Source organism: Streptomyces sp. WMMB 714 (assembly GCF_900090125.1).
GTDB lineage: Bacteria > Actinomycetota > Actinomycetes > Streptomycetales > Streptomycetaceae > Streptomyces > Streptomyces daqingensis.
Genome location: NZ_FMHJ01000001.1, coordinates 538,312 through 550,975 on the forward strand (window position 1 = coordinate 538,312; position 12,664 = coordinate 550,975).

General features: G+C 67.8%; 16 protein-coding genes, 1 tRNA gene and 1 pseudogene. 3 read left to right on the top strand and 15 right to left on the bottom strand.

Going from position 1 to position 12,664, the window contains the following annotated elements:
- Window positions 1–258: 258 nt before the first annotated feature.
- Entirely contained in the window at window positions 259–1,617 is a 1,359-nt protein-coding gene (locus tag H181DRAFT_RS02185; RefSeq protein ID WP_045862395.1) for an NAD(P)/FAD-dependent oxidoreductase, read from the bottom strand.
- 186 nt (window positions 1,618–1,803) lie between these two features.
- Here H181DRAFT_RS02185 and H181DRAFT_RS02190 point away from each other — a divergent pair.
- Window positions 1,804–1,877 (top strand) — tRNA-Pro (locus H181DRAFT_RS02190).
- A gap of 212 nt (window positions 1,878–2,089) precedes the next feature.
- Window positions 2,090–2,668, top strand: coding sequence for a hypothetical protein (locus tag H181DRAFT_RS29115; RefSeq protein ID WP_139131654.1), 579 nt, complete (start codon window positions 2,090–2,092; stop codon window positions 2,666–2,668).
- 69 nt (window positions 2,669–2,737) lie between these two features.
- On the opposite strand, the gene H181DRAFT_RS02195 is transcribed toward H181DRAFT_RS29115, so the two are convergent.
- The 14 genes and pseudogenes from H181DRAFT_RS02195 to H181DRAFT_RS02255 all read right to left on the bottom strand — a co-directional run bounded on the left by H181DRAFT_RS02195 (window position 2,738) and on the right by H181DRAFT_RS02255 (window position 11,946).
- Complete coding sequence (locus tag H181DRAFT_RS02195) at window positions 2,738–3,742, bottom strand: site-specific integrase (protein WP_045862396.1); 1,005 nt, start codon at window positions 3,740–3,742, stop codon at window positions 2,738–2,740.
- A complete protein-coding gene (locus H181DRAFT_RS29720; RefSeq protein ID WP_254666663.1) occupies window positions 3,743–3,904 on the bottom strand; it encodes a hypothetical protein in 162 nt (53 codons plus the stop codon).
- Complete coding sequence (locus H181DRAFT_RS02200) at window positions 3,901–4,095, bottom strand: helix-turn-helix domain-containing protein (RefSeq protein WP_254666664.1); 195 nt, start codon at window positions 4,093–4,095, stop codon at window positions 3,901–3,903. The genes H181DRAFT_RS29720 and H181DRAFT_RS02200 overlap by 4 nt, the downstream gene beginning before the upstream one ends.
- Before the next feature lie 78 nt (window positions 4,096–4,173).
- Window positions 4,174–5,247, bottom strand: a complete 1,074-nt coding sequence (locus tag H181DRAFT_RS02205; RefSeq protein ID WP_078895421.1) for an AAA family ATPase — start codon at window positions 5,245–5,247, stop codon at window positions 4,174–4,176.
- A gap of 127 nt (window positions 5,248–5,374) precedes the next feature.
- A complete protein-coding gene (locus H181DRAFT_RS02210) occupies window positions 5,375–6,097 on the bottom strand; it encodes a bifunctional DNA primase/polymerase (protein ID WP_254666665.1) in 723 nt (240 codons plus the stop codon).
- 88 nt (window positions 6,098–6,185) lie between these two features.
- Window positions 6,186–6,419 (bottom strand): hypothetical protein, encoded by a 234-nt coding sequence (locus tag H181DRAFT_RS02215; protein WP_045862397.1) that lies wholly within the window; start codon window positions 6,417–6,419, stop codon window positions 6,186–6,188.
- Window positions 6,409–6,630 (bottom strand): hypothetical protein, encoded by a 222-nt coding sequence (locus tag H181DRAFT_RS02220; protein ID WP_045862398.1) that lies wholly within the window; start codon window positions 6,628–6,630, stop codon window positions 6,409–6,411. The genes H181DRAFT_RS02215 and H181DRAFT_RS02220 overlap by 11 nt, the downstream gene beginning before the upstream one ends.
- A 17-nt stretch (window positions 6,631–6,647) precedes the next feature.
- Window positions 6,648–6,842 (bottom strand): hypothetical protein, encoded by a 195-nt coding sequence (locus tag H181DRAFT_RS02225; protein WP_045862399.1) that lies wholly within the window; start codon window positions 6,840–6,842, stop codon window positions 6,648–6,650.
- Window positions 6,839–7,120 carry a hypothetical protein gene (locus tag H181DRAFT_RS02230; RefSeq protein ID WP_045862400.1) on the bottom strand — a complete coding sequence of 94 codons (282 nt, stop codon included), beginning with the start codon at window positions 7,118–7,120 and terminating at the stop codon, window positions 6,839–6,841. Before H181DRAFT_RS02230 ends, H181DRAFT_RS02225 begins: the two co-directional genes overlap by 4 nt.
- 140 nt (window positions 7,121–7,260) lie before the next feature.
- Window positions 7,261–9,429: pseudogene (locus H181DRAFT_RS02235) on the bottom strand (cell division protein FtsK).
- A 207-nt stretch (window positions 9,430–9,636) separates the two neighbouring features.
- Window positions 9,637–10,017 carry an RRQRL motif-containing zinc-binding protein gene (locus H181DRAFT_RS02240; RefSeq protein ID WP_045862401.1) on the bottom strand — a complete coding sequence of 127 codons (381 nt, stop codon included), beginning with the start codon at window positions 10,015–10,017 and terminating at the stop codon, window positions 9,637–9,639.
- Window positions 10,014–11,015, bottom strand: coding sequence for a DUF2637 domain-containing protein (locus tag H181DRAFT_RS02245; RefSeq protein ID WP_045862402.1), 1,002 nt, complete (start codon window positions 11,013–11,015; stop codon window positions 10,014–10,016). The genes H181DRAFT_RS02240 and H181DRAFT_RS02245 overlap by 4 nt, the downstream gene beginning before the upstream one ends.
- Window positions 11,015–11,662, bottom strand: a complete 648-nt coding sequence (locus tag H181DRAFT_RS02250) for a GGDEF domain-containing protein (RefSeq protein WP_045862403.1) — start codon at window positions 11,660–11,662, stop codon at window positions 11,015–11,017. Before H181DRAFT_RS02250 ends, H181DRAFT_RS02245 begins: the two co-directional genes overlap by 1 nt.
- A complete protein-coding gene (locus H181DRAFT_RS02255; protein WP_074467682.1) occupies window positions 11,659–11,946 on the bottom strand; it encodes a hypothetical protein in 288 nt (95 codons plus the stop codon). The genes H181DRAFT_RS02250 and H181DRAFT_RS02255 overlap by 4 nt, the downstream gene beginning before the upstream one ends.
- 215 nt (window positions 11,947–12,161) lie before the next feature.
- Between H181DRAFT_RS02255 and H181DRAFT_RS02260 the strand changes: the two genes are divergently transcribed.
- Window positions 12,162–12,518, top strand: coding sequence for a GntR family transcriptional regulator (locus tag H181DRAFT_RS02260; protein WP_045862404.1), 357 nt, complete (start codon window positions 12,162–12,164; stop codon window positions 12,516–12,518).
- The last annotated feature ends 146 nt before the right edge of the window (window positions 12,519–12,664 follow it).

Here is a 12,664-nt window from a genome sequence, read left to right on the forward strand (position 1 = left end):
CGACCCCGTACACCAGCACACTGACCCCGATGACGGGCAGTCCCCCGTGCATGGGCATCCCCCTTCTCCGTTCCTCCCGGCGACGTTCGCCAGCGGTACGGAGAAGCTAGCCGACACCCGTCACTTTCCGTCGCGACGAGTTACTTTCTGTGGACAGAGCGCCATCTGTGGACACAGCCCTCACCCTCAGGCCGCGGCCCGCCTCCCCCGATTCGGCGAAAGCGGGCCGCAGGCCTGGCTTCGAGATGCTCCGAGACCTCAAGCGGAACCGGCAGTCCCCGCAGACCCGGCCCGCGGTTCGTAGGGGTGCGATGCCACTTCAGGCGACGCCGACTCCAGAGGCACGGACCAGGACCTCACCAGCCCCAGCTGCACCGCCTGCCTCGGCAGTACCGCATCCAGCAGCCAATCCGCCGCGACCCGCACCCTGTTGCCCGGCAGCGACGCCAGGTGATAGCCGCGCATCACCGCGTTGGCCAGAGGCCCCGACAAAGGCACCCCCATGGGATTGGCCGCCGCCTGAAGGCCACCGAGATCGACCGTGAACCCCATGTCGTGGTGCTTGTACGGGCGCCGCTCCCCCGTACCCAGCGACGCGGCCACGTTGCGCGCCACGACCTTGCCCTGCCGCACAGCATGCTGCGCCGTCATCGGCGTGTACTCACCGGGCTTCGTGAGGTCCGGAACCGCGGCGGCGTCACCGCACGCGAACACCTCGGGGTGGTCCGGCACCTGGAGATACTCGTCGACGCAGAGCCGCCCCTTCTCGGAAGGCAGGCCCATCTCCTCGACAAGCGGGTCCGGCCGCACACCCACACACCAGATCAGGGACTCGGTCCTGACGAACTCACCGTCGTCCAGGAGCACCCCCTCACTCGTGGCCTCCTTCACCGACATTCCCGTACGGACGTCGACGCCGCGCTTCGTCAGCACCCGGTGCGCGGTCTTCGACAGCCGCTCGTCGAGCTCCGGGAGCACGCGCGGCGCGATATCGAGCAGCATCCACCGCGGCTGCTTGTCTCCGGGCAGCCCGTTACCGGCCCGCCGATACTGCCTCGCGAGCGAATCGGTGAACAGCTTGCCGTGCGCCGCGACTTCGGTGCCCGTGTACCCCGCACCGACCACCACGAAGGTGCAGCGGGCGTCACGCTCGGCGGGGTCGTCGGCCGACGCGGCCATCGCGATCTGCCGCGAGATGTGGTCACGCAGGTACAGCGCCTCCGGCATGCCCCGGAAACCGTGCGCATGCTCGGCCACACCCGGAATGGGGAGCAGCTTGTTGACGCTGCCGACGGTCAGCACGAGACGGTCGTAGCCCAGCTCGCGCGCCTCGCCCTCCGGATCGACGTAGGTGATCTTCCTCGACGAGAGGTCGACACCGTCGACCTCGCCCAGCACCAGGCGCACACCCCGCAGCGTCCCCGCCAGCGACACGGACACCCGGCGCGGCTCCAGCACACCGGCGGAGACCTCGGGCAGCAGCGGCAGATACAGAAAGTAGTCGTTCGGATTCACCAGTACGACCTCTGCCACTCCGCGATACCTGCGGGAGAGCGTCCGTGCTGCCTGATAGCCGGCGAATCCAGCTCCGACGATGACTATGCGGGACCGGCTCACGGTCGGTACTCCAGACCTCGGGGACCTACGCGGACCCTGCCCGCAGTTCCCGCCGCCCCGACCACCAAACCCGCCGCCGGGCGGCGCCCCCACCGGCCACGGAAGGGGTGCGCGAGCACCCTCGGACGTCATGTATTGTTCTTTGTGCGCGAACGGCGAGGGGCAAAGCCCCGAACCGACGAGCACCGGGACGTGGCGCAGCTTGGTAGCGCACTTGACTGGGGGTCAAGGGGTCGTGGGTTCAAATCCCGCCGTCCCGACAGGTGAAGTAGCAGGTGAGGGGCTGTTCTCGTCATAGAGAACAGCCCCTCAGTCGCGCTTGCGTGACTAAGTGCGTGACTGTCATCGCTCACTCCCGACAGCCCTTCCAGCTTCACCCTGAGCCAGACCGCGTTGACATGTGCCTCCGAGGTCTCCGGCGGCCAGTTCCCCGCCTGCCGCTGCTACCCAGCCTGGGAGGCACACTGTGCTCATGGACGCAGCATTAGCAGGAATCGTAGGTGCGGCGGTAGGTGCAGCTGGCACGGCTGCAGCCGGCGCGATCGCCGCGCTGTCCAGCCGCGCTCAAGCGCGCCTACAACTCCGAGCCGAGCACGTGCGGCTCATACGGGAACCACGCAAGCAGGCATACGTGGCGTACGCCGAGGCCTGCCAGACTGAATTTGACCGACTCTCTAAGATTGGACAGCACTTGGAAATTCTGCAATCCAGAGACTCCGAGGACGAACGAGCAGAGCGACGCGAATCCGCTGTCGCACTATACGACGCCTCTACGGCGGCACAAGGAAGCCTCAAGCACCTTCAAGCCCAGGTACACATTGAAGGACCACGCTCGGTGATCAATGCAGCAATTGACTTGTCTGGCAAACTGGGGGACTTCAAACACCGACTACTGGACGTCATCCACCCCGAGTTGCAAACCGGAGAAGTTGACGACACTTCTGAGAAAATTAAGGCCGCACGAGACACCGCTTATAGGGCGTATCTCAAATTCCTCTATCGCAGCTCCGATGCAATAGGTGAAGATGGAATTGACGGCGAAACCAGTTAAGGTCTCCCTCGAACGCACAAGGGTCCACTTCCCATTCCGAAAGTGGACCCTCCTCCACTCAATGTGCGTCTACGATTCCGGATCGGTCCCGAAGATGCTGTCCATCACGACTGCTCCAGACTGGATCACGGGGCGGATCTGCTTTCGGTAGACCTCCTCTGTCACGGCGGTGCTGGAGTGACCCACCAGCCGTGATATCTCCTCCAGCGGCACGCCGCTATCAGAGAGCAGCGACACGAAGCTGTGCCGCAGCTCGCGTGGCGTCCAGTCCGCAGGATCGACGCCCTCGGCCTTCGAGAGCGCCTGACGAAAGGCTCTGCGGACGTTCGCGGCGTCCAGCGGAGTGCCTACTTCGGACGTGAACACGAGCCCCTGTTCCTGCCACCTCTCCCCCGCCGCGACTCGCTGCCACCCCTGACGTTCCCACTGCACGCGCAGGGCCTCTACGCAGCGTCCGGGAAGCGCGAGCGTGCGGCGGGACTTGCGTGTCTTGGTGTCTCCTGTCGCGCGGACAGAGCGCCACACAGCGACGTACGGAGGCACGGCCGGCGTAGCCGAGGGGTCGCCCTCCAAGTCGACATGGTCCCACGTCAGTTCCCGCAACTCTTCCGTACGGCCACCGGTGAGCAGGGAGGCCACGATGTAGGCGTACATGGGAGTGTCGACGGCCGCCGCAAGCACTGCCTCGCCTTGGGCGAGGGTCAACGACTTGGACGGGCGCCCTGGTTGTCCCACGAGGATGGAGCACAGCTCTACGACGTTGCGCTTCACCTTGTCGCGCGCCATGGCCCTTTTCACCGATCGATTGAGGCATGAGCGGATAAGTCGAAGAGTCCGCGTGCTCAGGACTTCGGCTTTGGCGGCGAGCCATTTGTCCACGTCCTCAGCGCTGAGGTCCCTCAGCTTCGTTTCACCGAGTTCGGAGAGGACGTGGTTCTCGCACAGGGACTTGTAGTTGTCGACGGTTCCAGAGTCTTTCCCCGCGAGCCCATATTGCAGCCAGTCGTTCACGGCGCCCCGCACGGTGTAGTTGGTGGGTGCAATCGCCAAGCCGTCTTCGAAGTCCCGCAGCACCTACTTGAGTTTCACCTTGGCTTCGGTCTTGGTGCGGCCACTGCCGCGTTTGATGATTCGCTTTCCGCGCCCGTCGAATCCCAGGCTCGCCGTAGCAATCCACCGCTGACGCTTGACATCCCAATGGAGCCCGCCGTCTCCCCTGCTGCGACGTGCGGTCATGCTGCCTCTCCTGCCTCGCGCTCCAAAAGCACGACATATTCGTTGATTGCGGACGCCGGAACGAGCCGGGTGCGTCCTTTCTTGACGGTGCGAAGGCGACCGGTGCGGATGAGTTCGTAGATGACGGTCCGGCTCATGCCCAGAACGCGCATGGCATCCGGTATCCGGTAGAGAACAGGCGCGGCACTCACTGGTCCCTCCCGTGCGGGTCGTCGGAATCGGACAATCGGACAGTGGGGGTCTGGAGCTGTCCGGGTAGTTCTTGCTGGTCAGGTGGGGTAGTCGGACAGCTGGGGCACCTCCGAGGTGTCTTGCGGCTGTCCGGTGTTGCCGGGCGGGTAGTAGCGGCCGGAGCTGTCCTTGCTGAGCTGGCCGTCTGTGGCCATGCGGGAGCAGTTCCGGCGGACGGTGTCCTCACTCACCTCCGGCAGGGCGGCGGCAATGTCCTTCGGCTTTGCGCCCGGGTTGGTGCGCAGGTGCCGGAGGATCGCGGCGCGGGTGTCGCCGATAGTGTGGTCCGTGGCGGGACCTTCGAGCATCTGCCAAGCGCCAGCGGCGGCGTGGAACTGGAGCGCGTATTCGGCTTCGTCCACATCGCGGCCGGTGACGTGCAGAACGCCGTCGGCCTGTCCACGTGAGCGCTTTAGTACGAGCGTGGCGTCTGCCGCGCCAGCGAGGCCGTTGGTGCCGGAGACTTCGGTGAGGAAGTCGTCCGAACCTGCCTTGCGCACGTGGTGTACGAGCACCACAGCGATGCCGTAGTGGTCGGCAATGCGCTTGGCGTGGCCGACAGCGGCATAGTCAGCGTCGTACGCGGAGGCTCCGGGTGCAGAGTTGCCGCGCATCTTGGCGAACACGTCGATGACAACCATGCGCGCGACCGGGTGCCGCTCCAGCCATTGGCAGATGGCTTCGTTGCCGTCCTGCGGCAGCGGCGGGCACGTGGTTGCCAACGTGAGCCCGGAGGGCGCCGGTTGGCCTCCCAGGATCTTGCCCATGCGGGACTGGAGACGCCGCGGGGTGTCCTCCAGCGCGAGGTAGAGCACCGGTCCGCCTTCGACCGGGACGGTGTCCATCGCCTTGCCGCCGGCCGCGACGGAGAGGCCAAGTCCCAGCGAGAGCCAGGACTTGCCGACCTTGGGCGGTCCGGCAAGCAGGTTCACGCCCTCGGAGATGACGCCGGGCACCGCCCACTTCGGCTCGGGGAAGTCCGCTGCCATGAGTTCGTCGGCGGTCCACGCCGTACGGGTGCGCTCCCGCACCGGCTGGGCATCCCCCTTACCGCCGACGGGTGTTGGAGGTACCGAGGAGAGGTGATTGGGGATCAGGGGTGCGGCGCTCATGCGGCCACCGTCCTCGGACGCTGCCGGGCGGCGCGGAAGCCGGAGGCGATGGTGCGCTGTGCCTCGCGCGCTCCCTGTCCGACCTGTGCGGCAGCAGCAGCGAGGTAGCCGGTGATCTCGGCTTCGTTCAGCTCTCCTCCGGCGACCAGCTGCCCCAGCGCGAGGCGAGGTAGAGCGCGTTGTTGTGCTGGCTCTCGCCGGAGCTGGTGACGCGCTCCAGCTCCGCGTTGACGGCGGAATTTAGGTAGGAGCTGCGGCGGTCTGTGGCCGTGAGCGGGACCGTGACGGGTTTCTGCGGCGGCAGCGGAGCCGGAGTCAGCAGCACCGCGAGCCAGACCGGCAACGGCGCCACGGGCGCGTCATGGACGACCCTGTACGTGCTGCCGTTGACGGTGCTGTGGGCACCGACGACGTACCCGCCTCCGGCGCGGGTGTCGACCTTCCACGCGAGCGTGCCCGCCGTGTTCCGAAGCTCGATTCCCCCCGGCGTTGTGCCCGTGCGGACGGTGTAGGTCTCCGACGGGTACGGCTGCCCGTGCTCGTCGGAGAGAGCGGCCAGCGCGTCCTCACCGCACGTGATGCCGGCAGGAGTCTCAGTCGGTGCAGTGTTGTCATCCTTGGGCACGTCCAAGTCGATGACGACCAGGTCCGACGGTCCAGTGGCGATGCCGAGGTTGTAGTCACCGGCAGCCCAGCACCGTTCGATCCGGGCGGTGTCGAGGGTGGCGCGCTGCTCCCAGGCTCGAACCGCGGGGCGCTTGCCGCCGCGTGCGAGCGGGAAGACGTGCCAGCCGCGTTCGGCAGCTGCCAGGGCAGCATGGGGCAGCGGGGAAGGGGACGGATAGGGCATCCTGGAGTCCTCCTGTTTCTTGGTTGGGATGGGAGAACCGGAGGCGGCAGGCATTCCTTGGTCGGTTGGCTGCCGCCTCCGGGCGTAGCTAGGCGCTCTGTTCCTGCTCCGGCTCGCCGCACCGGCGAGCGGGGAAGGCGATGACATCTGCCAGCGCTTCCGGTGTAGGCAGCGGCTCACCGTCGCCCGTCGGCGGATTCGGTGGTGCCGTACGGAAGGCCGCTGCGATCGCGGTGTCCTGGCGGCGGCTCCACAGGTGCCCGGCGAGGCAGACCGTGCCGGGTGCGGCGAGCAGAACGACGGCGGTGAATTCAGCGTTCACGGCTGCTCCTGACGAGCGTGAGGAGTTCGGGCATGCTGCCGCCCAGGGCGGCGAGCCGGGATTCGATCGCCTGCCACGAAGCGGTGTCGATGGCCATCAGGCCGGAGACCGCAGCGGCCATCTCGCCGCGCTCGAACGCGTCGAGAGCGGCGCGGAATTCACCGACAGCCATGAGCGTGATGCGCTCGCTGCCGGACGCGTACGGGTCCATGTGAGGCTCCTTCCGGGCTAGTTGTGGGTGTCACCGAAGGCGTCGCCGACGGCTGTCACGAACTGGGTGATGGACGGTGCCGCGTCGGTGCCGGCGAGGTAGAAACCGAAGAGCATGACGAGGACGGCGGCGCCGAAGCCGACGGCGCGGAACTTCAGCAGCGCGGCCACGATCGCGGCGAGGATGAGCACGAGCGGCAGGGTCACGGTCATCGGGCGGCGCCTTCCTTGGAGTTGGTGCGCGGGCTGCTCTCGCGGTGGAGTCGGGCGGCGTGGTTGTAGATCCAGCGGCCGGCGCGGAGGCGCTTGCCGTGGCCGTCGCAGCGGCGGCAGTGCTTGCCGCGCTTGAGCTTGCCGTGCCGGTTGGTGGTGAGCTTGTAGCCGAAGCCGCGGCACTTGCGGCAGTCGCCGAACGGCGAGAGCGCACACACAGCGGCGTAACCGAGGGTGATGAACAGGAGTCCGGGTATAGCGGTCAGGACAGGGGTCATGGAGCCCTCCCAGGGCGGGTTTCAGGGCGTACTCGGGGAAGGCCACTAGGAACTAGTGACCTGATCAGGTGGGATGTGGGGCGCTAGCGGGGTCGCTAGACCTAGCAGGGTCTCCCGCTAGGTCTAGCGGCGCTTCGCGGTCAGGCTGCGTCGCTGTTTCCGTCACGCTCCGCGACAGCAGTGAGATTGTCGGCGCGCTTGATGCCACGCCGGTTGGCGCCCTTGCCGTCGTCGGTGGTGCCCCAGACCTGGCCGGTCTTGACGCCGTAGGGCTTGAGCGCGGCGGTCAGCTGCTCACCGGTCCACTCGCCGTAGACCTCCGGCCGCAGCTCGGCGAGCCGGGCGGCAGCGATCTCGTTCCACACCTTCGCCTCGTCGGCGCCGATGACGGCGAGCAGATCCTTGAGCAGGTCGAACGATGCTGCCGCCTCCGTCTCCGGCTGCTCGCCGAGGGCGTGACCGGCCAGGGTGCCGGCGTCCTCGCGCAGCTTCCGCGCACGTGAGGCGATCGCGTCGGCGGCTAACGCGTCGGCGAAAACGCTGCGTACGATCCGGGCGTCCGCGCCTTCGCCGACGAAGTAGTGGATGCCCTTGTCGGCCCAGCTGAACATGGTCGCGCGCACACCGCGCTTGTAGGCGGAGGTGCCCAGCACCATGTCGTTCTCCAGTTGGCCCATGACCTTCAGGCAGAACCGCGCTGAGGCGTTCGCGGAGATGCCCGTCGGCAGTGCCTTGGCGTCCGGCCGCTGTGTCGCGAGGGCGAGCACGATGCCGGTTGCCGGGCCGCGTTTGACCAGGTCAGTGCAGATCTCTTCGAACTCCTTGCCGTGCTTCTCGTGCTCGAACCAGACCTGGCACTCATCCACCCCGATCACGATCGGGTGCAGACCCAGCGACCGCTTGGAAGCCAGTTCGCTGGTCACCTTCGACTCCGGGCACACATCCCGCGGCAGGGAGCGAATCACCTTCGTACGCCGGCGCAGCTCACTGCGCAGTTCCCGCAAGTCCGCGAGGGCCTACTCGATGTCCTCTTCCTCGTCGCCGGCGCGGTGCCGGTACCCGACGGCGTTGCCGACAGGGTCAAGGTCGCCGATGCCCTTCAGGTCGTAGGTGTGCAGCTCAGCGCGCGGATCGAGCGAGGCGATGAGCAGCAGGAGCCGGAGCAGGAACGTCTTGCCCATGCGCGGGATCGCGCCGATGACGGCCGCGATGTACATGAGCGTGATCTCCACCCACCGGCCGCGCGGGTCGGTGCCGAACGGCACGGGCTTGAACAGGTCCACGCTCCCGGACTTCAGCAGCGGCCACGTGGGCTGCTTGGCCTTGGACATGTCCTGGTCGCCGACCCACAGCACCAGATGCCCCGTGTGCTCCTCCGGAACCGACTCCGGCCACACACAGCCCAGCGGGCGGCGCAGACCGGACGCGAGCTTGTCCCGGCGGTCGATCACTTCGGTGGCCGTGACCCCGTAGGACAGGTCGCCCTCGGCTCGCCAGCCGCGCCCGTCCCGGGCGATTGGGGCGGTGAGCTTGAAGCCCTCACCGGCCTTGGCCTGCTGCTGGTTGATCGCCGGGATACCCAGCGCCCCCAGCGCGCGGAGCACGATGTCACTGGTCAGCTTCGGTGCCGAACTGGTCTCCACCGCACGGTAAATGACCGGTGCGTCGGCCGGCTGACCAAGCCACCCGAGGGCGAGCGTGACGGCCGTACCCGACAGGGCAAGAATCCACGTCGGGGCCAGCACGTACATCGCCAGCGCCGTCGAGAAGCCGACGATGGAGGCGACGACGGCCACCAGGGTGCGCCAACGCACACGACGGTCCCGCTGCCGGGAAAGCTTCAGGTACTCCCCCACAGCCGAGTTGCCGAGACTGGCGGTCGCCTGACGCAGCGGCTCGCCCTCCGCGTCGGCCACCCAACGCAGCGAGCCACCGAGGAACTTCGCGGCACCGCGCGGCGCCTGCACTGCAAGGCGCAGGGTGTACCAGGGCACGCGCACGCCGTGGTAGGCGACAGTGTGGCCGGTGTGCCCGGCGACCCAGCCGGCGGCGCTGACGAACTCCGGCTGGGACTTCGCCCAACCGGGCAGCACATCCCGCCGCTTCGCTCCGCGCACCCGGTCCATGAATCCGGCGCCCGACGGACCGCCGGGAGAGTCGACCAACCGACGGGCCGACGGATCGCCCGACTCGGTCGGCGCGGAGTCGGTTCCGGGGTCGGTCGACGCGTCGGGGGCGTCGGTCGGGTTGCTGCGGGCCGACCGAGCCTTGCTCAAGTCGAGCACGCTGCCATCGGGGCCGTCGGCCATCTCGGCTTCGAGCCGGGCGAACAGGTCGTGGTTCTTGTCGTGGTCATCGGAGTGGTTCACTGAAACTTCCTTCCTTGGTTGGGAGGTAGGGGCCCGGCCGTCGCTGTAGGAGGTGGGCGGTCGGGCCCTGAGGTGGAACTCTGCACCCTCGAAGCGGGCACAAGTGCTACAACGTGTAGCAGTTTTGACGTGACGTCTACTCATCCGTTATGCGGCTTTTGCAACGTCGGGGTACGCGCACCCGACGCAGACCCCGAGTGAGAGGGGGATGCAGTAGGGCAGCACCCCACCGCATCCGGGGCACGTCCGCCGGGCAGCCATAGCCTTGGCGAGCGCGGCGCGTTTGGCCGGCGTCATGGGCCGTACGGGCTTCGCGCGGTCGATGCGGTAGAGGTAGCCGATCAGCGGCGGCCGGTGGCGACGCTGCCGCATCACTTGGCCGACGGGTTCCTGACCGCCGGGTCGCAGACCCTGTGCCCGTAACTGCCGCTTGGTGGCGAGTCCTTCGGGTGCCCAGCGCCACAGGTAGGTCGGGATGCCCCAGCGCTTCCCGTCGGGGTCGTAGCACTCGCCGAATGCGGCGCTCATGACGCGGCAGCTTCCGGCTCAGCCGGTACCGAGTGCAGGCTCCGGCCCTCCGCGCGCTCGTTCTTCAGCGCGTCGCGCAGCTGCCGGGAGCGCTCCTCTCCGCATCCGAGCGTCTGCCGGATCGGCTCGGCTTTCAGCTCCTGCTCTGACCAACTTGCGGTCAGCTCACGGGCCTTGACCAGCTGCTCCTCGAACGGCAGCCGCAGGGACTTCCCCGCCTTACCCTTCGCCTTCGAGGCGCGGCGCTGACGCGGTGCGCGCGGCGACCCCGGCGCCTTGTCCTGCTCCGGCGGTTCGGACTTGTCCTGGTCGCCGGGTGCCGGCATGGCGTCCTGCGGGGCCAGCTCTCCGAGCTTGAGCAGTACGCGGGTACGGCGGGGAGCCTGTCGGCGCCAGCCCTTCCCGTGCCGCTCTTCCAGGTCCGCACGGGCCAACTGCCGCTGCTTCTCCATCTGGAGCGCGTCGCGGTAGCTGGTGATCTCCCAGAGCGTCATCCGGCGCCACAGCGCGAAGGTGGAGGGGAAGGCCAGCAGCCAGCGGGAGCGGCGGATCTTCTCCATGCGGGTGCCGGTCACTGCCCCGATACGCACGGCGTAGACGTGCGCGGCGACTTCGGAGAGGACGACCCACAGCAGCGGCATGGTGCCGTGCGCGGCCTTGGCTGCCACGTCCTTGCCTGCCGAGACGTTCAGGTAGCAGGTGATCAGGGTCAGCGCCCAGGGCACGAACCGCACCCACGCCAGACGCATGTCCATGCGGATGAGTAGCAGGTTGACCACGGTGAAGACCGGGATCGCGATGTCGATCCCGACGGGCAGCATCCACGGCTCGCCGAATCCCCAGCGCTGAGCGGCGTCGGAGACGGAGTTGAAGGAGGCGATGAGTCCGAGTCCTCCGACTCCGACGCCTCCGAGCGCGGCGGTGCCGAGCAGTGCGCGTTCGTTCTTGCTCAGCGGCGGCACCGTCCCGCCCATGTTCTTGGTGAGGTCGACGCTCATCACGCGGCCCTCCCTTCGCGGTGGGCGCCGTCGCGGCCGATGCGGCGTCCGTGGACGCTCGGCAGGGCAGGCGCTCCGGGTGCGGCGGGCAGCCAGCCACCCCCACCGCGCTTGACCAGGTACATGACCTCGTCCGCGCGCCGCAGCGCCGTGGACAGGTCCGGGGCGGGCAGGTCGCCGGTCCAACAGCCGCCCACCGACGCGCCGACGGTCAACACCCGGCCGCCGATCCAGGTGGGCGCGGTCAGTTCGTCGTGCAGACCGCGCAGCAGCCACGACATGGCCTCCGCGTGGGGCGTCGGCACCACGGCGGCGAACTCGTCCCCGCCCAGGCGCGCCGCGATCCCGCCGGCAGGGCCGCTCACGACGTCGTGGAAGCTTGCTCCGGCCGCGCGGATGGCCTCGTCTCCGGCCGCGTGCCCGTGGGTGTCGTTCAGGGCCTTGAAGCCATCCAGGTCGGCCATGACGACGACGGCGGGACCCCCGCGCAGCAGCCGAGCCGCACGGGCCTCGAAGACTTCCCGACCGAGCAGGCCGGTCAGCGGGTCGCGGTGGGCGCGGTCCAACTGCCGCCGCAGTCGCAGCGCGTGCAGACCCCAACCGGCCGCCGGCAGAACAGCGGAGGCGAGGGGAAGCATCTCGTTCATGCCGCCACCTCCTCAGCGCCGCACAGGCAGCGGGGGGTCAGCGGGATGAACGTGGCGGTCGCGGGCCGTCGCAGCGGCGGGAGGGCGTCGGCGACGACGCGTACCGCGCGGTCGAACAGCTCCGGGTCGTCGGCGAGGATGTCGCGGGCCGCGTCCTGACGGGCGGCTCGCTCGGCTTCGCTCTCGCCGTCGACGCCGAGCCAGAGTTCCAGCGGTGTGCCCAGGGCGAGTTCGAGGGCGTCGCCATCGGTGATGACCTGGTGGGAGCCGATGAAGGCTTTCATGGACATATGGGCTGCTCCTGAATCTTGGTCGGGACGGGAGAGCCAGGGGCGGCAGGCAGATACTTGGTCGGTTGGCTGCCGCCCCTGACGATCAGTGGATGCGGATGGAATGAGCGGAGGGCGGGCATTCCACTTAGTTTGAACTAGTTCGCTATAGCTGACAAGCCCCACGGGGCATCTCGCTCTAGTTCGTGCTGATGTATAAGCTCAGGAGAATGACCATCGACGCTGACGACCCACGCTTGCCGTCCGTTCAGATCGCTGACGCGCTCCGCACCGAGATCGACAACAAGGTGCTCAAGCCAGGCCAGAAGCTGCCCGCGCATACGAAGCTGGCGGAGCGGTTCGGCGTGGCCTCGCAGACCGTGCAGAACGGACTGCGCATCCTCCGCGATGAAGGGCTCATTGAATCCGCGGGCCAGAGGGGCACCTTCGTTGCTGACACTTCGAAGCATCAGCAAGCGACCACGGACAAGGGAGTTGAGCCGGATAGCGTCAGCGCTCTTCATCGTCGGGTGGAACAACTCGAAGAGCGGGTAGCCGCTCTCGAAGAGCGACCCCACCGGACCTGAGCAGTGCTGCGCGGCCAACTTGGCTGTGGCTACTGGGGCCTGAGTCATCGTCGTTTCCTCCTGACGATGACTCTCTGATCAGTCAGTATGACCACACGAGGTCCCACAGCGGACCGCCGACGGACCTGTGGCGGACCGCAACCGGA